At 63.6% G+C, this 17,992-nt stretch carries 17 protein-coding genes; 13 read left to right on the top strand and 4 right to left on the bottom strand.

Features of this window, described 5'->3' with window-relative positions; translation table 11 throughout:
- The 12 genes from DYI24_RS06835 to DYI24_RS06780 all read left to right on the top strand — a co-directional run.
- Positions 1–415: carboxylesterase family protein (locus DYI24_RS06835; RefSeq protein ID WP_164571744.1), on the top strand; the 415-nt coding region annotated here is incomplete at its 5' end.
- Positions 416–447: 32 nt separating this feature from the next.
- On the top strand, positions 448–1,470 hold the full coding sequence (locus tag DYI24_RS06830) for an amino acid ABC transporter substrate-binding protein (protein WP_164571743.1): 1,023 nt from the start codon (positions 448–450) through the stop codon (positions 1,468–1,470).
- A gap of 20 nt (positions 1,471–1,490) precedes the next feature.
- A complete protein-coding gene (locus DYI24_RS06825; RefSeq protein ID WP_164571742.1) occupies positions 1,491–2,660 on the top strand; it encodes an amino acid ABC transporter permease in 1,170 nt (389 codons plus the stop codon).
- Complete coding sequence (locus DYI24_RS06820) at positions 2,657–3,739, top strand: amino acid ABC transporter permease (protein ID WP_164571741.1); 1,083 nt, start codon at positions 2,657–2,659, stop codon at positions 3,737–3,739. Before DYI24_RS06825 ends, DYI24_RS06820 begins: the two co-directional genes overlap by 4 nt.
- A gap of 484 nt (positions 3,740–4,223) precedes the next feature.
- Complete coding sequence (locus DYI24_RS06815) at positions 4,224–5,252, top strand: ABC transporter substrate-binding protein (RefSeq protein ID WP_164571740.1); 1,029 nt, start codon at positions 4,224–4,226, stop codon at positions 5,250–5,252.
- 10 nt (positions 5,253–5,262) lie between these two features.
- Complete coding sequence (locus DYI24_RS06810; protein WP_164571739.1) at positions 5,263–6,261, top strand: ABC transporter permease; 999 nt, start codon at positions 5,263–5,265, stop codon at positions 6,259–6,261.
- Positions 6,261–7,073: an ABC transporter ATP-binding protein gene (locus tag DYI24_RS06805; RefSeq protein ID WP_164571738.1), complete on the top strand. Its 813-nt coding sequence runs from the start codon at positions 6,261–6,263 to the stop codon at positions 7,071–7,073. Before DYI24_RS06810 ends, DYI24_RS06805 begins: the two co-directional genes overlap by 1 nt.
- Before the next feature lie 787 nt (positions 7,074–7,860).
- Positions 7,861–8,793, top strand: coding sequence for a radical SAM protein (locus DYI24_RS06800; protein ID WP_349627748.1), 933 nt, complete (start codon positions 7,861–7,863; stop codon positions 8,791–8,793).
- Positions 8,794–8,831: 38 nt separating this feature from the next.
- Positions 8,832–9,701 carry a nucleotide-binding protein gene (locus DYI24_RS06795; protein ID WP_011158185.1) on the top strand — a complete coding sequence of 290 codons (870 nt, stop codon included), beginning with the start codon at positions 8,832–8,834 and terminating at the stop codon, positions 9,699–9,701.
- A gap of 66 nt (positions 9,702–9,767) precedes the next feature.
- Complete coding sequence (locus tag DYI24_RS06790; RefSeq protein WP_164571737.1) at positions 9,768–11,276, top strand: nitrogenase component 1; 1,509 nt, start codon at positions 9,768–9,770, stop codon at positions 11,274–11,276.
- 11 nt (positions 11,277–11,287) lie between these two features.
- Entirely contained in the window at positions 11,288–12,670 is a 1,383-nt protein-coding gene (locus DYI24_RS06785) for a nitrogenase component 1 (RefSeq protein ID WP_164571736.1), read from the top strand.
- Between the two features lie 293 nt (positions 12,671–12,963).
- Entirely contained in the window at positions 12,964–14,268 is a 1,305-nt protein-coding gene (locus DYI24_RS06780) for an NAD(P)/FAD-dependent oxidoreductase (protein WP_164571735.1), read from the top strand.
- Positions 14,269–14,305: 37 nt separating this feature from the next.
- On the opposite strand, the gene DYI24_RS06775 is transcribed toward DYI24_RS06780, so the two are convergent.
- Positions 14,306–14,791, bottom strand: a complete 486-nt coding sequence (locus tag DYI24_RS06775; RefSeq protein WP_164571734.1) for an L-2-amino-thiazoline-4-carboxylic acid hydrolase — start codon at positions 14,789–14,791, stop codon at positions 14,306–14,308.
- Entirely contained in the window at positions 14,788–15,321 is a 534-nt protein-coding gene (locus DYI24_RS06770; RefSeq protein WP_349627747.1) for a cysteine hydrolase family protein, read from the bottom strand. Before DYI24_RS06770 ends, DYI24_RS06775 begins: the two co-directional genes overlap by 4 nt.
- On the opposite strand from DYI24_RS06770, the gene DYI24_RS06765 reads away from it, so the two are divergent.
- A complete protein-coding gene (locus DYI24_RS06765) occupies positions 15,280–16,041 on the top strand; it encodes a LysR substrate-binding domain-containing protein (RefSeq protein WP_246701182.1) in 762 nt (253 codons plus the stop codon). The genes DYI24_RS06770 and DYI24_RS06765 overlap by 42 nt on opposite strands.
- Before the next feature lie 61 nt (positions 16,042–16,102).
- On the opposite strand, the gene DYI24_RS06760 is transcribed toward DYI24_RS06765, so the two are convergent.
- Positions 16,103–17,725, bottom strand: coding sequence for an ABC transporter ATP-binding protein (locus DYI24_RS06760; RefSeq protein ID WP_164571733.1), 1,623 nt, complete (start codon positions 17,723–17,725; stop codon positions 16,103–16,105).
- Positions 17,722–17,992: ABC transporter permease subunit (locus DYI24_RS06755; protein WP_164571732.1), on the bottom strand; the 271-nt coding region annotated here is incomplete at its 5' end. The genes DYI24_RS06760 and DYI24_RS06755, both read right to left, overlap by 4 nt.

Genomic DNA, 17,992 nt, shown 5'->3' with positions numbered 1-17,992 from the left:
GCCGGCGCTGCGGGTCGCCGACCGGAAGGCCGCACAGGGCAAGGCCCCGGTGTCCGCCTATCGGTTCGACTGGCGATCTCCGGCGCGCGACGGCGTGCTGGGCTCGCCGCACACCGCCGAGGTTCCGTTCATTTTGGGGACGCTCGATGCCGCCGCGCCGCTGATCGGCGACAGCCAGGACCGCTTGAATGTGCGGGATCGGATCGGCGAGATCTGGACGAGCTTTGCACGCAGCGGACGTCCCACCACCACGGCGATCGCGGAGTGGAATCCATATCGGGGCGAAGAGCGCACCGCGGCGCTGATCGGCGGCTCTTGGCGCACGGTCGACGATCATGCCAAGGCGCGACGGGCGGCGTTCGCCGACATCGCGCCTTACGAATACAGCCGCCCCGTGACCTTCACGCGGGATTAGCAACGGCACCCCGATAGCTGGAGAATCCTGTCATGTTTCAGCATGTGCGACGGACAACCTCGGTTGGCGCTGCGCTCGCGGTCGTCCTTGCTCTGGTGTCGAGCGCCGCAACGGCCGGGCCGACGCTGGACCGCATCAAATCCCGAGGGGTGATCAAGGTCGGCGTCGGAACGACGCCTGGCTATTTCGCGCCGGATTCGAATGGCCGCTGGCAAGGCTTCTTCGTCGACTTCGGCCGGGCGCTGGCTGTCACCGTGTTCGGAGATCCCGACAAGGTGCAGTTTACCAGTTCGTCGCCGCAGCAGCGTCTCCCGGCGCTTCAATCGGGCGAGTTCGACGTGCTGCTGCCTGGCGTCACCGTCACCATCACGCGTGCGTTCAAGCTCGGCTTTCATTTCGGTCCGACCATCTTCTACGACGGCCAGGGCATCCTGGTGCGCAAGGACCTCGGCGTGACCTCGGCGTCGCAACTCGACGGCGCGACAATCGGAATCCAAAGCGGCACCACCGGCGAATTGAACATCGCCGACTATTTCCGCAAGCACCGGCACAAATTCACGCCGGTGACGATCGAGGACACCAGCGAATTCATTGCGGCTCTCGACTCGGGTCGCGTCGACGGCCTGACCCAGGATGCTTCCGACCTCGCGGCCAAGCAGACCCAGCTGAAGAAGCCGGGCGACTACGTGATTCTGCCGGAGCGGTTGTCGAAGGAGCCGCTGGCGCCGGCGGTTGCAGGCGGTGACGATCGCTGGCTCGAGATCGTCACCTGGACGGTCAACGCCACGATCCAGGCCGAGGAGTGGGGGATCACGTCGAAGAACGTCGACGACTTCCTCAAGTCCGACGATCCGTCGATCCGGCGGTTCCTCGGCGTCGATCCGTCGCTCGCCGAGTCGATCGGGCTCGATCCGAAATGGGCCTATACGATCATCAAGACGGTCGGCAATTACGGCGAGATCTTCGATCGGCACCTCAAACCGCTCGGCTGGGAGCGCGGCTACAATCGGCTGTGGACCCAGGGCGGCTTGTTGTACTCGCCGTCGTTCCGCTGATGTAACGCGCGGCGGTCGCCGTGTCTGCGCTCGAACGCCCCCGGCGCCGCCCGCGAGCGTGGCTGTCGAATTCGCTCGGGCCGCGACTGGCGGTTCAACTCGCCGTGTTGGTCGCGGTCGTGGTCCTCGTCGCCGTTTTGGGATCGAACATCGCCGCCACCATGGCGAGGATCGGCCTGACGCCCGGATTTGACTTCCTGGAGCGCGCAGCCAATTTCGAAATCGGCGAGAGCGCGATCCCGTTCCGGGCCGGCGACAGCTACGCGCGTGCGATCGCCGTCGGCGTCCTTAACACCGCGAAGGTCGCGGTGGTGAGCTGCATACTCGCGACCGTGCTGGGTGTCGCGCTGGCGCTGATGCGGCTAGCAGGCCATCCGGTGCTGTCAGGTCTCGTCCGCTGGTCGATCGAGGTCGTGCGCAACACGCCGCTGCTGCTGCAACTGTTCTTCTGGATTGGGCTGGCCCACGCGCTGCCGCCGCCACGCCGCGCCGTGGTGTGGTTCGACTGTGTGTTCCTGACCAATCGCGGCGTCTATCTGCCGAGCGTCATTGTTGCCGAGGGATCGTGGATGGCGATCACGGCAATCGCGGCGATCCTGCTCGGCTGGCTGGCGTTGATGTGGCGGAGTCGAGCGCGCGGTCCGCTGGCGCCGCTACCGCTCGGTATGGTGGCAATGCTCGTGCTCGCGGTCGTGATTTACACCAGCGGCTTCCGGATTTCGCTGCACAGCCCGGCGGTGCAGGGATTCAATATTCAGGGTGGTACCAGCCTGACGCCGGAATTCGCCGCGTTGCTCGTCGGGCTGACGGTGAAGTTCGCTGCGATCTTCGCCGAAATCGTCCGCGCCGGCATCTTGTCGGTGCGGCGCGAGCAATGGGATGCCGCGCGAGCCCTCGGGCTGAGCGAATTGCAGATCATTCGGCTAGTGGTGTTGCCGCAGGCGCTCCGCGTGATCACGCCGCTGGCGACCTCGTGCTATCTCGACGTCATCAAGGATTCCAGCCTCGCGGTGGCGATCGGCTATCCGGACCTGATGAACATCACCAACACCACCGCCAACACGACCGGGCAGGCGCTCGAGGCACTGCTGATCGTGGTGGCACTGTATCTGGCCCTGAACCTGTCGGTCTCAGCGGTGATGAACCTCTACAATGCGCGCGTCGCGATGCGGGGAGGGCGGCCGGCTTGAACGCGTTCGAATTCCAGGAGACCCTATCGCAGCGACGCAGCTTCGACTGGCCGAAGCCGGTTGCAGCGCTGTTCGGCGGTTGGCGTCGCGCGCTTGTGACATTCGCTGTCTTGGTGCTGATCGTGTGGCTCGGGGTGCCACTGCTGCGTTGGCTGCTGCTCGACGCGACGTGGCAAGGCAGCTCGGCCGAGTGCGCGGCGCGGGGCGGCGCATGCTGGGCGTTCGTCGCCGCCAAGCTGCGGTTCTTCCTGTTCGCGTTCTATCCCGCCGATGGGCTGTGGCGCCCCGTCGTGGTGTGTGGGCTGCTGATCGCCCTGCTGCTCGCGAGCGCGATGCCGCGCCTGTGGAGCGCCCGCCTCGTCGTGGCGTGGCCGGTCGTGATCGGTGTCTGTCTGGCGCTGATGAGCGGCCTGCCGGGCGGAAGTGTGGTGTCCTCCAACCAATGGGGTGGGCTTCCGATCACGTTGCTGGTGTGGATGATCTGTTTCACCACGTCGGTGCCGATCGCCGTGCTGCTGTCGCTGGCGCGGCGGTCCCGGATGCGGGTCGTAAGCTGGCTCGCCATCGGTTACATCGAACTGATGCGGGCGATCCCGATGGTCGCCATCCTGTACTTCGCCACGTTGATTCTGCCGATGGCACTGCCGGGCAGCGTTCCGCTGGACAAGCTGCCGCGTGCGATCGTGATGGTCGCGCTATTCTGGACCGCCTACGTTGCCGAGGTCGTGCGCGGCGGCCTGCAGGCCGTGCCGAAGGGGCAGGAGGAAGCAGCGCTGGCACTTGGGTTGGGCTACTGGCGGGCGATGCGTCTCGTCGTGCTGCCGCAGGCGCTGAGGGCCGTCGTGCCCGGCCTGGTCAATCTCGGTATCGGCTTTCTGCTCGCGACGTCGCTGCTCGCGGTGATCGGGATCATGGACATTCTGAGCGCGGCGAAAGCTGCGGCGGCCGATCCGGAATGGCTCGGCTACTACAAGGAGTCTTTCCTGGTGGTGGCGTTCGTCTATTTCGTCATGGGCTATGGTGGCTCGCGCTACAGCCTCTGGCTGGAGCAGCGGCTCGGCTCATCCAACGGGCGCTGATCACTCCGGATCGGCTCCGCGATGCCGTTTCGCCTCATGGATCGAAGTATCACTGCCGGCGAACGCTTGCTGTGTCGGTAGTGAGACCAACCGTATCAGACTGGATCAATCGCTGCCGTTCTACTCGGCCAATCATCTCTCTATCTTGGTGCGGTACTCGAATGCGGGCGCGGATTTGATGAAGCGGTGGCGAGCACAAAACTGCTATCACAACTCGCCACGCGATATGAACATTGTATCGATTATGAGTGCAGTAGTTCCCGTGTTGCTATTTTTGTCGCCGTCTCGACAACCGGTGTGGCCGCCGGCATCATTGACGAGCGAATACGTTCGCGGTCGGGGAATAGCAACGAGTGAGCGGCGTTTTCTCGCTCTGATCCTACGCTGCCGCGAACTGGACTAATTCATTTGGTTGGTCACGGGGCCAACTCGATCCGATCGAGCGGAATTTTCGAATTTTTGTTTGAAGCATCGGAGGCGTTTGATGGCGCAATCGAAGAAGGTTGGCGGTCTGTCCCGGCGTCATTTGCTCAAGACGACCGGCGCCGCGGGGCTGGTCGTTTCGGCCGGCGCGTTGGCTGGAAAGATCTATTCGCCTGCGGTTGCTGCACCTGCACCCAAGATCCGCCTGGCCTGGACGGAGGTCGCAGCCTGCCATTCGCCACTCGGTTTCGGTGTGGCCAAGGGGCTCTATGCGAAGCACAATGTCGACGTCGAGCTGTTCTATCAGGGAGCCAGCGGGCAGACCCTGATCCAGGCTCTCGCGACCGGCAAGGCTGATGTCGGAGCGGGACTGATCGGCGATTGGCTCAAGCCTCTGGAGCAGGGCTTCGACGTCAAGCTGTTCGTCGGTTCGCACGGCGGCTGCCAGCGTCTGCTGGCCTCGCCGGCGTCGGGCATCAAGGACCTTGCCGGCGTCAAGGGCAAGACGATCGCCAGCTACGACGTCGTGTCGCCGCCGAAGGTCGCGTTCCAGGTTACGCTGGCGAAGGCTGGCATCGACCCGGAGAATGACGTGACGTGGAAGGTCGTTCCATTCGATCTGGTGGGCGAGGCGGTCAACCGCGGTGACGCCGACATTGCGGCTCATCTTGACCCGTGGGCGTTCTCGATCGAGAAAAAGTTCGGGCTCACCAAGATCGCAGACACCCAGACGGGCGTGTACGAAGGGCACACCTGCTGCGTGCTGGGCGCCAATGGCGCCTTCCTCAAGGCGAACAAAGACGCACTCCGCCGGTTGGCGATTGCCAACATCGAAGTGCACGACTACGTCGCGGATCATGCCGACGAAGCCGCGCAATGGTATCTGGACGCATTGAAGCCCGCGGGGCTGACGCATGCGGAACTGACCGAGATCCTCGGTTCGTTCGTCCTGCACAATCACCCGATAGGACAGCCGCTGGTTGATCAGATCCAGAAGAGTTCGGAGGATTTGAAGCTCGTCAAAGTCCTCGATTCCAGCACGGATCCCAAAGCCTTTGCCGAACGTGTGACCGTCAATCTGCTGGCTTGAGGGCGCAGTTATGACCGATGCCATTCAGGCCGCCGGGGACGAGGCGGTTGTCGGCCACGTCGCTGCGGTCAACGGCCTCTGGCGGGACGGGCTGCTCGCCGCCGCAGCTTGGCTCGCCGCTGCACTCGTCACAATCGGGCTACCCGACGTCGTCCCTTGGGGAAGTGCATCGCTGTTCGCGTGGATCACGGCCGGTGTCGCGGCGATATTCCTCACCCTGTCGGTCATCGTGCATCGGCTGGGACGTGCAGGGGAGGTGCTGGTCCACTACGGCCCATGGGTGATCGTCGTAGGCATTTGGCTGGCAGTCTGGGAACTGACGACAGCGAAGTTCGGTTGGCTGCCTAAGCCGTTCTTTTCGCCGCCTCACGGACTTCTCAATGTTTACGTCACCGACGGCTCGCGGCTGCTGATCTGCATCGGCTATACGCTTCGGCTTTGGGCCTTGGGATTCCTGTCGGGCATCATCGTCGGTTACGGAGTCGGGGTGGCCCTGGGATGGTCGCGGCGGTTTAGCTATTGGGGCATGCCGCTGCTGAAGCTGATCGGACCGGTCCCGGCCACTGCGTGGATTCCCTGCACCTTCTACTTCTTCCCCACGACGTTCGGCGCGAGCATCTTCATCGTGGCGCTGGCCTCCGGAATTCCGGTGGCGATCCTCACCGCATCGGGGGTGGGATCCGTGAACCGCGCCTATTACGATGTCGGCCGCATTCTCGGCGCGGACAGCCGCTATCTCATTCGCCGCGTCGCGATCCCGGCGGCAATGCCCCACGTCTTCGTGGGTCTGTTCATGGCGCTGTACTATTCCTTTGCGGTGTTGGTCGTTGCAGAGATGCTCGGCGCCAAATACGGGCTCGGCTGGTACATCCAATTCCAAACGGCCTATTCGGGATATGCCAATGTCTATGCCGCGCTGTTGATCATGGCGCTGCTCTGCGCCGGGATTATTCGTCTGCTGTTCGTGGTGCGGGATCGCCTGTTGAATTGGCAGGAGGGTTTCATCTGATGGCCGATCTTGTGCTGGTTCACTCCGCCTCTCCAAAGACGATCCCGGCTGACGTCGACAGCGACGGGATGGCGCTCGAGATCCGAGGTGTCAGCCACCGTTTCAATCTGTCTGGAACGAGCTTGCCGGTCCTCGACACGATCGATCTGGACGTCGCTCCTGGAGACTTCGTCGCGTTGCTCGGCCCCTCGGGCTGCGGAAAGTCGACATTGCTGCGCCTGATAGCCGGCCTAGAACCGCCGTCGAGCGGCACGATCTTCGCTGATGGTGAGCGCGTGACAGCGCCGGACCCATCCCGCAATCTGGTGTTTCAGGATCCGACCCTGTTCCCGTGGGCGAACGTGTGGACCAACGTGGCGACCGGGCTCGAAGCGAGAGGCGTTCTCAAGCTGCAGCGCTCCCGGGTCGCTGAAGCACTGGCACTCGTCGGCCTTGATGGCTTCGCAACGGCTTATCCGCATCAGCTATCCGGCGGCATGGCGCAACGGGCGTCCTTGGCACGCGCCTTGGTCAACGATCCGTCGCTGCTGCTGTTGGATGAACCGCTCGGCAAGCTCGACTCGCTCACGCGATTGACGTTGCAGGACGAGCTGGTGCGGCTGTGGCAAAAGAAGAGGTTCACCGCGATCCTGGTCACGCACGATGTCGAGGAGGCGCTGTTGCTGGCCTCCCGTATTCTGGTGTTCGGCGAAAGACCGGCTCGGATCAAAGCTGAATTTCTGTTCGACGAACCCTATCCCCGACACCGCGACGATCCGGTGCTGGTCGAGCTGCGCCGCCAAATTCTCAGTACGCTGGGTGTTGCGACGTGATCCGATGACCATGGTCGGCCGCGCATTGTTGGCGTTCGGAGCGTTGATGCTGGTCAGCGCAGTGGGATGGTGGTGGATCACGTTTGGCGATGTCGTAAGGTTCTCGTACTTGAGTGCCTCGGAGGCCGCAACCTGCCTCGTCGGCAACTCGTCGGTGTGCGAGCTCGCGCGTTCGCTCTGTCGCGCGTCGCATCCGTCAGTAGTTGCGAGCTATTGGTGGGGAACGTTCTGGATCGGCGTCGCGATGACGTCCGCCAGTCTCACGGCGACAACGCCACGTTCGCAATAGGCGGCGCGTGAGCAGTGCTGCTTGCGCAGCAGCTTCGACACCGCGTCGTAAGAATCGACGCAAGGGTCGTCAGCAGCAGATCTCGCGCAAAGCGGTTAGCACGTACCAATTGCAATCAACCGTAGTTGCAAATTCGCCTGTCCGCGTATTTCAGAGAACGATGCGGATGCGAGTTGGCGGACTATGAAAGCCAATCCTCGCAAGAATACGGTAATTCACACAGCTATGAGTTGTTAGTTGATGCCGTCGGCGACGCGATGATCGCGACGATCGAGGATGGCAGAAAGGAACTCGGATGAGAGTGTCGGGGACACGAGGCGCGCCTGTGGGGGAGGTCGTGTTGCTGACAGGTCTGGTGAAAGAAGGCGCGCGACCGGCAGCGTTGTCATCGGTTCCCGTTGGTCGTTCTAGTCAGGGCCGTGCCGTCTTTGAGCAGCGGTGCGACGTCGTCCGTCGTTGTGTTGGAGCGAGATCTGCTGTGCTGGAGCGTCTTGCATCGTGACCCAGACCGGCCAAAACTGCGCGGCCCAGGCAATGCGGATGGCCGCGACGGCACCGGCCTTTCCGGAGTTGGAAGGTCGACATCCTTGTTTCAGCACGACGGCCGAGGGGCACGCGCGCGCGGCGCGTCTCCATCTGCCGGTGAGTCCGGGGTGCAATATCGATTGCGCGTTCTGTATTCGTGACTTCAACCGGCGTGATCAGCGTCCCGGTGTCGCCACGCGTCTACTGGCGCCTCAGCAGGCGGTGGCCATTGTCGCGAGGGCGCTCGAGCTCTGCCCGTCCATCAACGTAGTCGGCATCGCCGGGCCTGGTGATCCGCTGGCGACGCCGCATGCGCTTCAGACGTTCGCGTTGGTCCGCGAGCGTTGGCCCGAGTTGGTCCTCTGTCTATCGACCAATGGTCTGATGCTGCCGGACCGCATCGATGAGATCGCGGCGCTCGGGATTTCGACACTGACGGTGACGGTCAACGCGGTCGATCCGCAGATCCAAGCGCAGGTGACGCCGAAGATCGCGTGGCAACGGAAGCGATTGAACGGCGTCGTCGCCGGCGAGCGACTGATCGCCAATCAATTCGAGGGGATTGCCCGCGCCGCCGCCCACGGTCTGACCGTCAAGGTCAACACCGTGCTGATTCCGACGGTCAACGACCATCACATCGAAGCCGTCGCCGAACGCGTCGCGGCGGCCGGCGCGAATCTCATCAACATCATTCCGCTGATCCCGCAGCACGGCTTCGCGCATCTGAAGCCGCCTGGAATGCTCATGCGATACGCGGCTCGGGTCGCAGCGGAGAAGTATCTGCGGGTGTTCACCCATTGCCAGCGGTGCAGGGCCGATGCCTGCGGCATTCCCGGCGTCAGCGATTACGCCCAGCAGCTCTATGGCCACGACATCGTCGCCGAACCGACCTTTTCGCACGGCTGAGGTCGATTTCTTCCTGACACAACCTGGAGACACGGCATATGGCGAAACAACTCAAGCAGATTGCGATCTACGGCAAGGGCGGCATCGGGAAATCGACCACGACGTCCAACATCAGTGCCGCGCTTGCAGAGGCCGGCTATAAAGTCATGCAGTTCGGCGCCGACCCGAAGGCGGACTCGACCAACACGCTCCGTGGCGGAGAGTACATTCCGTCGGTCCTCGATCTTCTGGCCGAGCGCCGCCGCGTGGATGCCTATGAGGCGATATTTCAAGGCTTCGGTGGGATCTATTGCGTCGAGGCCGGCGGCCCGCAACCGGGCGTCGGATGCGCAGGGCGGGGCATCATTACAGCCGTTGAACTGCTCAAGCAGCAACGGGTCTTCGAAGAGCTGGACCTGGACATCGTGATCTACGACGTGCTCGGCGACGTCGTGTGCGGCGGCTTCGCCGTGCCGGTGCGCGAAGGCATCGCCGAACATGTGTTCACGGTGTCGTCATCCGACTTCATGGCGATCTATGCGGCCAACAATCTGTTTCGTGGCATCGAGCGGTTCTCGAACTCCGGCGGTGCGCTGCTCGGCGGGATCATCGCCAACTCGATCAACACTGACTTCCAGCGCGAGGTGATCGATGACTTTGCGGCGCATACCGATACGCCAATCGTGCAGTACGTTCCGCGTTCGCTGACCGTGACTCAGGCTGAGCTCAGCGGGCGGACGACCATTGAGGCCGCGCCGCAATCAGCACAAGCCGACGTCTATCGGCAACTGGCGCGCCGGATTGCCGAACACACCGAGTCGAAGGTGCCGACGCCGCTGAATCCGCAGCAGCTTCGCGAATGGTCCGCGCGCTGGGCTGACCATCTGGTTGCTGCCGAACGGGCCGAGGCGGAGCGGCAGGTGGCCTGATCCCGGCTGTGGCGGCATTCGCGCGAGGGTGTCGCTGACTCTTCCCTCCAGCTTTAGAGGCGCAGAATGGTTCTGAATCTGAAGACATCGAGCGTCGAGACCCGCGAACAGCGGCTCGGCACCATCATCGGATGGGACGGTACCGCGTCGAAGCTGGCCGACGAGTCGGCGTTTTCGCGCGGCGATTGTGGCGGCTGCGGAACCAAGGCGCGACGGGTTTGCGAGCTTGAAGGGCCGTTTACCCAGGGTTCGGTCTGCAGCGAGCAAATGGTGGAGTGTCAGGCCGGCAATATCCGGGACGCCGTCCTGATCCAGCATTCGCCGATCGGCTGTGGGGCGGGGCAGGTGATCTATAATTCGATCTATCGCAACGGCCTGGCGATGCGTGGATTGCCGGTCCAGAACATTCGGTTCATCTCGACCAATCTGCGCGAACGCGACATGGTCTATGGCGGTGCCGAAAAGCTGGCCGAAGCGATCCGGCTGGCCGTCGAACGCCACCAACCCAAGGCGGTGTTCATCGCGACGTCCTGCGCCAGCGGCATCATCGGCGATGACATCGAGAGCGTTGCACGGACCGCCGAAGCCGAGTTCGGCATCCCGATCATCCCGCTGCATTGCGAAGGCTTCAAATCCAAGCACTGGTCGACCGGATTTGATGCGACCCAGCACGGCATTTTGCGGCAGATCGTGCGCCGCAACCCGGAGAAGCGCCAAGACGATCTGATCAACGTGATCAACCTGTGGGGCACAGACGTCTTCAGCCCGATGCTCGGCGAACTCGGCCTGCGTGTGAACTATGTGGTCGACATGGCGACGGTCGAGGAACTCGCGCAGATGTCGGAGGCGCGCGCAACCGTCAGCTTTTGTTACACGCTCGGCACCTATCTGGCGACGGCATTGGAGCAGGAGTTCGGCGTCGAGCAGATCAAGGCGCCACAACCCTACGGGTTTGCTGGGACGGATGCGTGGCTGCGTGAGCTTGCCCGTGTCACAGGCCGCGAGGCGCAAGCCGAAGATTACATCGCCAGCGAGCATGCACGGGTCAAGCCGCTGCTCGATGAGTTGCGGCCGAAACTGAAAGGCCTCAAGGGCTATGTGGCGACCGGCTCGGCCTATTCTCACGGTCTGATCGGGGTGCTTCGCGAGATCGGGGTGGAGGTGGATGGCTCCTTGGTGTTCCACCACGATCCGGTCTACGACAGCGAGGATCCCAGGCAGGACTCGCTCGGCCATCTGATCGAGAATTATGGCGACGTTCGCCACTTCACCGTGGGCAATCGTCAGCAGTACCAGTTCTACAATCTGCTTCAGCGGGTGAAGCCGGACTTCATTATCATCCGGCACAACGGGTTGGCGCCACTTGCCGCTCGCCTCGGAATTCCCGCCATTCCGCTCGGCGATGAGCACCATGCCTTGGGCTATCAAGGCATGGTGAACCTCGGGGAATCGATCCTCGCCGCGCTCCAGCATCGCAAATTCCATAAGGATATCGCGAGGCGGGTGAGCCTTCCATACAAACAATCCTGGCTGGCGCAGAAGGATCCGTTCGCGCTCGCGCGAGCCGCCTCGTAAAGGGACACATCATGGCTATCCTCGCCCTCAAGTCGCGACCGACGGAAATCACGCCCGATGCCGACAAGTCGGGTGCGATCGAATTGGTGCGCTATGTGTGCGCAATCGGCGCGATGCAGACCGCTGCGGCGATCCCCAGGGTGGTGCCCATCACGCATTGCGGGCCTGGCTGTGCTGACAAGCAGTACATGAACCTCACTTTCTACAATGGCTTCCAAGGCAGTGGTTATGGGGGTGGGCCGGTCGTTCCGAGCACCAATGCATCGCAGCGCGAGGTGATTTTCGGCGGCGCGGATCGTTTGCGCGAACTGATCGAATCTTCGCAGCTGGTTTTGGATGCCGATTTGTTCGTCGTGCTGACCGGCTGTATTCCGGACCTCGTCGGAGACGACGTCGGATCGGTGGTCCGTGATTTTCAGAAGCGGGGAGTCCCGATCGTTTATGCCGAGACCGGAGGGTTTCGCGGCAACAATTTCACCGGCCACGAGGCGGTGACGCACGCGATCATCGAACAGTATCTCGGTCCCTGGGACGGCGTGCGGGAGCGGGGGACGGTCAATCTCTGGTCGCTGCTGCCATATCAGAACACGTTCTGGCGCGGCGACCTCGAGGAGATCAAGCGGCTGCTGGAGGGTATTGGCCTGAACGTCAATGTGCTGTTTGGCCCGGATTCCGAGGGATTGAGCGAGTGGCGGAACATCCCGCGCGCGCAGTTCAATTTGGTGCTGTCGCCGTGGCTTGGATTGTCGACGGCTGAGCTGCTCGCTCGCCGGTACGAGCAGCCTTATCTGCACATTCCCGTCGTTCCGATCGGCGCGCGGGAGAGCGGCGCATTTTTGCGGAAGGTGGCCGCATTCGCCGGCATCTCGGCCGATGTGGTCGAGGCGTTCATCGCCAAGGAGGAGAAGCGATACTACAACTACATCGATGGATTTACCGATTTTTACTCAGAGTATTGGTGGGGCTTGCCGGCGCGCTTTGCGGTGATCGGTGACAGTGCCTACAATCTGGCGCTGACGAAATTCCTCGTGACGCAGCTTGGATTGATTCCGGCCAAGCAAATCGTCACCGAAGATCCGCCTGTTGAGCATCGCGAAGCAATTCAGGCTGAATTCCGTGCGATCGATGACGACGTCTCGGTCGACGTGGAGTTTGTCGAAGACAGCTACACCATTCACCAAGCGCTGAGGAATGCCGACTTCGGCCACAAGCCTCCGATCATCTTCGGAACCACTTGGGAGCGCGACCTGGTCAAGGAGATGAAAGGGTCATTGATTGAAGTCGGATTTCCTGCCTCCTATGAGGTCGTGTTGTCGAGGAGTTACGTCGGCTACCGCGGCGCTTTATCGCTCCTCGAACGCATCTACACCACTGTCGTCAGCCACAGCGCCTAGCGTCGGCGAACGTCGCGAGGTGGCTCCAAAGGAGCCTATGTCGTGACATGCCGCGGGGCCGTAGAAGCCCCTGCGCAAGCAGGGTCCGTCGCGTGTGATCGTCAAGCAGGACAGACCAGCGCGCATCGGAGGCGGGTGACCCGAGAATGCGGTGCTCGGCGCGCGCGGCGGCGCATGACTGGATGTCGGCTGTCCCAACGCTGGCGATAGCAGTAGAATAGACGGATCGCCTCCCGGCAAAATACAATCCGCCAGCACCGCCCCTTATCCGTCGATCACCGGAAACAATTGATATGACAACGACCGATGTCTCCTGGCCGAAATCTCTCTGGCATGCGGTGACCGGACCCGGACCAGAATTGCCGGCCTTACATGGCGCGGAGGAGGCCGATGTGGTGGTGATCGGCGGCGGCTTCAGTGGGCTGTCGACGGCGCTGCATCTGCGTGAGGCTGGCGTCGATGTCGCCGTCGTCGAGGCGGCGGAGCCCGGCTGGGGCGCATCCGGTCGCAACAATGGCCAGGTGATTCCGACGTTGTCGCGGCCTGACCCGGAGGACATCGTCGCCAAGCACGGTGCGGCCGGCGAGCGGCTGGTCGGGCTGATCCGCGACAGCGCGTCGATCCTGTTCGATGTCGCCAAACGCCACGGCGTCGACGCTGAGCAAGAGCAGAACGGCTGGGTGCAGCCGGTGCATTCGCCGGGCCGCATCAAGATCGCCGAGCGACGATTCCGGCAGTGGTCGAAGTTCGGCGCGCCGGTCGAGCTGCTGTCACGCGATCAAGTGCGCGACATGCTCGGTTCCGAAGCCTGGTTCGGCGGGTTCTGGAACAGGACCGGCGGCCACGTCAATCCGCTGGCGCTGGCGCGCGGACTAGCTCGTGCCGTGCTGGCGCAAGGTGGCCGTATCTTCGCGCGCTCGCCGGCGGTGAGCATCGAGCGGCGGGGCAATCGCTGGATCGTCAAGACGGCACAGGGCGAGATCAGCGGTCGGGCGCTGGTGGTCGCCAGCAACGCCTACACCGGCGAATTCTCCAAGACGTTGGCGCCGGCGATCGCCAGCGAGGTCATGCCGGTACGGTCGTGGCAGATGGCGACGCAGCCACTCAGCGACAATGTGCGCAAGACCATCATTCCGGGCCGCCAGGCGATGTCCGACACCCATGGCGAGTTGATCTTCGGACGGTTCGATGCGCGCAACCGCTTCGTCACCGGCGGCGCCATCATCCGGCCGTTCAACCAGGTCGCGACGCTGAAGGCGCGGGTCGGCAAGCGGCTGCAGAGGTTGTGGCCGCAGATCGGCGAGGTGCGGTTCGACTACGTCTGGAACGGCTTCATCGGCATGACGACGGACTACCTGCCACACATCCACCGCCTCGGTCCCAACGCCTACGGCTGGACTGGTTGCAACGGCCGCGGCGTGGCGTTGTCGGTCGCGCTCGGCCGCGAACTGTCCAAAGCCGTCCGCGGCGCGCCGGATGGCGAACTGGCGATGCCCTTCACCGAGCCGACGCCGATCCCCGCGAACGAACTGCTGCGTCCGTTCGCGCCGCTGATGATGGTGCTGTACCGGCACCGGGATGCCAAGGAGATCGGCTGACGAGGCGCGGACGAACCTGTTCTGCCGCGCCGGCCGATTACGTCTTTGCGCCGGCTTTGACTTCGTATCGGAAATCGCAACACGCGCCGCCCGACATCAGGGTGCTTGTGCGGGTCAGCTCGACGCGGGGATCGTAGCCTTCGATGAAACCGGCATCCCGGTTGCACGACAGCAGATGACCGATCTCGCCGAGACCCATCTCGCGATACATCTCGGCATAGCGGCAGCGATGCACGTCGTAGCTGAAGCCCTGATCGTCCGCGCGCAGGACCTCGACCTCCAGCGCGTCGTCCTGGGTCCACAGCCTTTGCAGCTCCGCGAAGCTGCGGATATCCGCTCCGCCCGGCACGCGGCTCGCAAAGTCGCGGCCGGCTTCGACCGCGGTCTTGGCAATGGCCTCGCCGATCAGCGATTGAGCGCGCTCCTTGCCGAGATGCGCACATAGCGTCTCGTAGATCGGCTTGATGACACCGGCCTCGATCCGACGGCGGGCGAGGATGCCGAGTTCCTGCTCCTCACTCATGATGAAGCCGCCTCCGCGACCGGCAGTCGCTGCAGCGCCTCGAGCAGCGCCGGACTCTCGGCGACGGCGCCGAACACGCCGCTTTTCTTGATCAGCAACTGGATTGCTGCCTCGTGCACCGCCTCGAAACAGGCGCCGGTGCCGTCCGCCAGCGTCAGGCAGTCGAAGCCGCGATCGAGCGCCTCGCGCACATTGGTGTGGATGCAGCAATCGGTGGTGAGCCCGGTCAGGATCAGGTTTGTGATACCGCGCTCCCGCAGATACTTCTCGATGCCGGTGAAGCCGAAGGCGCCGTAGGACGGCTTGTCGAACACCGGCTCTCCATCCTGCGGCGCGAGCTCCGGGATGATCTGCCAGCACTCGGCACCCTCGATCAGGTAGCGCCCCTTCGGCCCCTCGTCGCCGACCGCCACGCCCTTGCCGTCGATGCCGCGCCAGAGCCGATGCGGCTGGACGTCCGAAAGGTCGGGCTTGAAGGTCTCGCGGGTATGGATCACCGGCATGCCGACCGCGCGGCAGGCCCCCAGCACGCGGGCGATCACCGGGATCGGCCGCTGCAGGGCGGAGAGGTCGACTCGGTTCGCACCGCGTTCGCCGTCCTGCGCGGCGCGACCGATCAGCTTCGGGAGGGCAGCCGAAGTACGCAGGTTCGGCTCGGCGTCATCCCGCTGTTCGCCAGGGCCTGGCTGTTCCGTCACATCCGGGAGTTTCTGGATCGGAATCCGGATATCGATCTCAGCATCTCCTACACCCACCATCGCAACTACGTCAGCGATTCAGCGGATCTGTCGGTTCGGTTCGGCGAGGGCAGTTGGAAGGGCTACAAGGCTCATCGGATTTTATCCGGCGCAATCGCGCCGTATTGCAGCCGGGCGTTCCTGGCCCGACATCGGGAAGCGGCCACCGATCCGAAATTGCTGCAGAACTACGCGCTGATTCACGATCAGGACTTCGGCGGTTGGCAGCAATGGTGGGATCTGCACCACATTGAGGGCGAGCCCGGCACCGGGCTGTTGGTGGAGGACGGCAATCTCGCCTTGCAGGCGGCGCTGGATGGTCTGGGCATCGCTCTGCTGCGTCCCTCGCTCGTCGATGTCTTTGTCGACGAAGGAGGGCTGTCACGCCTCTTCGACCATCAGATTGAAGACGGCCGAGACTATTACCTCTGTCACCTCGTTGAGCAGCCGTTGTCGGAGGCAGAAGGGCGACTTGTCAGTTGGATCATCGATCGTTGTCGGCATTCTGGCTAGCGGCCCCCATCCACGTGGAGGTGGTGTCTGCCGGCAGGCGACGATCTGGTCCGTAGCTCGGCTAGGTCACTGCGTGGCAGCGCGCGAAATCTCCGCCAGGGATCGAGGCGAGCAGAGCTTGCGTGTAGGGGTGCTGCGGGGCGTTGAAGACGTCACCGGCGGGGCCGTGCTCGACGACAGCGCCGTCCTTCATCACGGCGACGAGGTCGCAGATCTGCGCGGCGACGCGGAGATCATGGGTGATGAAGATAATCGACAGCCCAAGTTGCTCGCGCAAGTCGGTCAGCAGCTTGAGAACCTGCGCCTGTACCGAAACGTCGAGCGCCGATACGGCTTCATCCGCGATCAGCACGTCGGGCTTCAGCGCCAGCGCGCGTGCGAGGCCGATCCGCTGGCGCTGACCGCCGGAAAATTCATGCGGCAACCGGTCGCCCGCGGCGGGGTCGAGCCCGACCAGCTCGAACAGTTTGCGCGCCTCGGCGATTGCCTGCTTGCGCGGCGTGCCGTGGATGATCGGGCCTTGCGCGACCAGTTCCTCGGCCTTGTGCCGCGGATTGAGCGAGGCGAACGGGTCCTGAAACACCATCTGCATGTGGCGCGTTTCGCGCCGCACCTGCTCGCGCGGCATCGTCGCCCAGTCACGGCCGTCCAGCAGGATCGAGCCCGCGTCTGGATCGAGCAGCCGGATAATGCAGCGCGCCAGCGTCGACTTGCCGGAGCCGCTCTCGCCAACGATGCCGAGGGTCGCTCCCTTCGGCAATTTCAGCGAGACGTTCTTGACCGCGTCGGTGACGCGCGCGCCGCGGCCGAGAAAGCCGCCGGTGCGGAACGTCTTCGATACGTTGTCGATGCTCAGGATCGTGTCGCTGCCGAACGGACGCGGAGGCGGGGCGGTCAGCGGCGGCACCGCCGCGATCAGTTGTCGCGTATAAGCATGCTGTGGCCGGTTCAGCACGTCGTCGGCCTTGCCCTGTTCGACGATGACGCCGTGCTGCATCACCACGACGCGATCGGCGATCTCGGCGACGACGCCGAAATCATGGGTGATGAACAGCACCGCAGTGTTGCGCCGGCTTTGGAGTTCGCGGATCAGAGTGAGGATCTGCGCTTGTGTGGTGACGTCGAGCGCAGTCGTTGGTTCGTCGGCGATCAGCAGCTTGGGATCGAGCGCCAGCGCCATCGCGATCATGGCGCGCTGGCGCTGGCCGCCGGAGAGCTCGTGTGGATACGCGCCGGCGGCACGCGCCGGATCGGGGATCCGCACGTCGGTCAGCAGCGCCAGCACCTTGGCCTTGATGTCACGCTTCGACAGATCGGTATGGATCGAGAACATCTCACCGATCTGATCACCGATGGTGCGCAGCGGATTGAGCGCGGTCATCGGCTCCTGAAACACCATGGCGATGCCTGCGCCGCGAACCTTGCGCATTTCCGCGGCGCTGGCCTGCGCAAGGTCACGCCCCTCGAACAGCACGCAGCCGCCATCGAGCGCGACGCCGCCGGGTAAGAGCTGCATCACGGCGTTCGCCATGATCGATTTGCCGGAGCCGGACTCGCCGACCACGCAAAGGATTTCGCCGGCGGCGATCGTCAGCGATGCTTCGCGCACCGCGTGCGACCGGTCGGCGCCGGCGGGCAGGCGGACGCTGAGTTGGTCGAGCGTGAGAACTGCGGGCGTGGTCATCGGCCCTTCAGCCTCGGGTTGAGCGCATCGTTGAGGCCCTGGCCGACCAGCGACACCGCCAGCACGGTGATCAAGATGGCAATGCCGGGGATCGCGGCGACGTACCATTGGACGCGCAACACGTCGCGGCCGAGCCCGATCAGATTGCCCCAGGAGGCGACATTCGGATCGGACAGCCGCAGGAAGGCCAGCGCGCTCTCGAGCAGGATCGCCACCGCCATCACCACGCTGGCATAGACCATCACCGGCGGCAGCGCGTTGGGCAGG

Origin of the sequence: Rhodopseudomonas sp. BR0C11 (assembly GCF_010820945.1) — a bacterium.
GTDB classification, from domain to species: domain Bacteria; phylum Pseudomonadota; class Alphaproteobacteria; order Rhizobiales; family Xanthobacteraceae; genus Rhodopseudomonas; species Rhodopseudomonas palustris_H.
This window is presented reverse-complemented; position numbering and strand designations above follow the sequence as displayed.

What these genes read in the sequence shown, in the direction of transcription:
- DYI24_RS06790 (WP_164571737.1), top strand. Translation starts at nt 9,768, where the DNA reads ATGGTTCTGAATCTGAAGACATCGAGCGTCGAGACCCGCGAACAGCGG.
- DYI24_RS06830 (WP_164571743.1), top strand. Translation starts at nt 448, where the DNA reads ATGTTTCAGCATGTGCGACGGACAACCTCGGTTGGCGCTGCGCTCGCG.
- DYI24_RS06760 (WP_164571733.1), bottom strand. Translation starts at nt 17,725, where the DNA reads ATGACCACGCCCGCAGTTCTCACGCTCGACCAACTCAGCGTCCGCCTG.
- DYI24_RS06765 (WP_246701182.1), top strand. Translation starts at nt 15,280, where the DNA reads ATGGATCACCGGCATGCCGACCGCGCGGCAGGCCCCCAGCACGCGGGC.
- DYI24_RS06815 (WP_164571740.1), top strand. Translation starts at nt 4,224, where the DNA reads ATGGCGCAATCGAAGAAGGTTGGCGGTCTGTCCCGGCGTCATTTGCTC.
- DYI24_RS06810 (WP_164571739.1), top strand. Translation starts at nt 5,263, where the DNA reads ATGACCGATGCCATTCAGGCCGCCGGGGACGAGGCGGTTGTCGGCCAC.
- DYI24_RS06805 (WP_164571738.1), top strand. Translation starts at nt 6,261, where the DNA reads ATGGCCGATCTTGTGCTGGTTCACTCCGCCTCTCCAAAGACGATCCCG.
- DYI24_RS06775 (WP_164571734.1), bottom strand. Translation starts at nt 14,791, where the DNA reads ATGAGTGAGGAGCAGGAACTCGGCATCCTCGCCCGCCGTCGGATCGAG.
- DYI24_RS06795 (WP_011158185.1), top strand. Translation starts at nt 8,832, where the DNA reads ATGGCGAAACAACTCAAGCAGATTGCGATCTACGGCAAGGGCGGCATC.
- DYI24_RS06780 (WP_164571735.1), top strand. Translation starts at nt 12,964, where the DNA reads ATGACAACGACCGATGTCTCCTGGCCGAAATCTCTCTGGCATGCGGTG.
- DYI24_RS06785 (WP_164571736.1), top strand. Translation starts at nt 11,288, where the DNA reads ATGGCTATCCTCGCCCTCAAGTCGCGACCGACGGAAATCACGCCCGAT.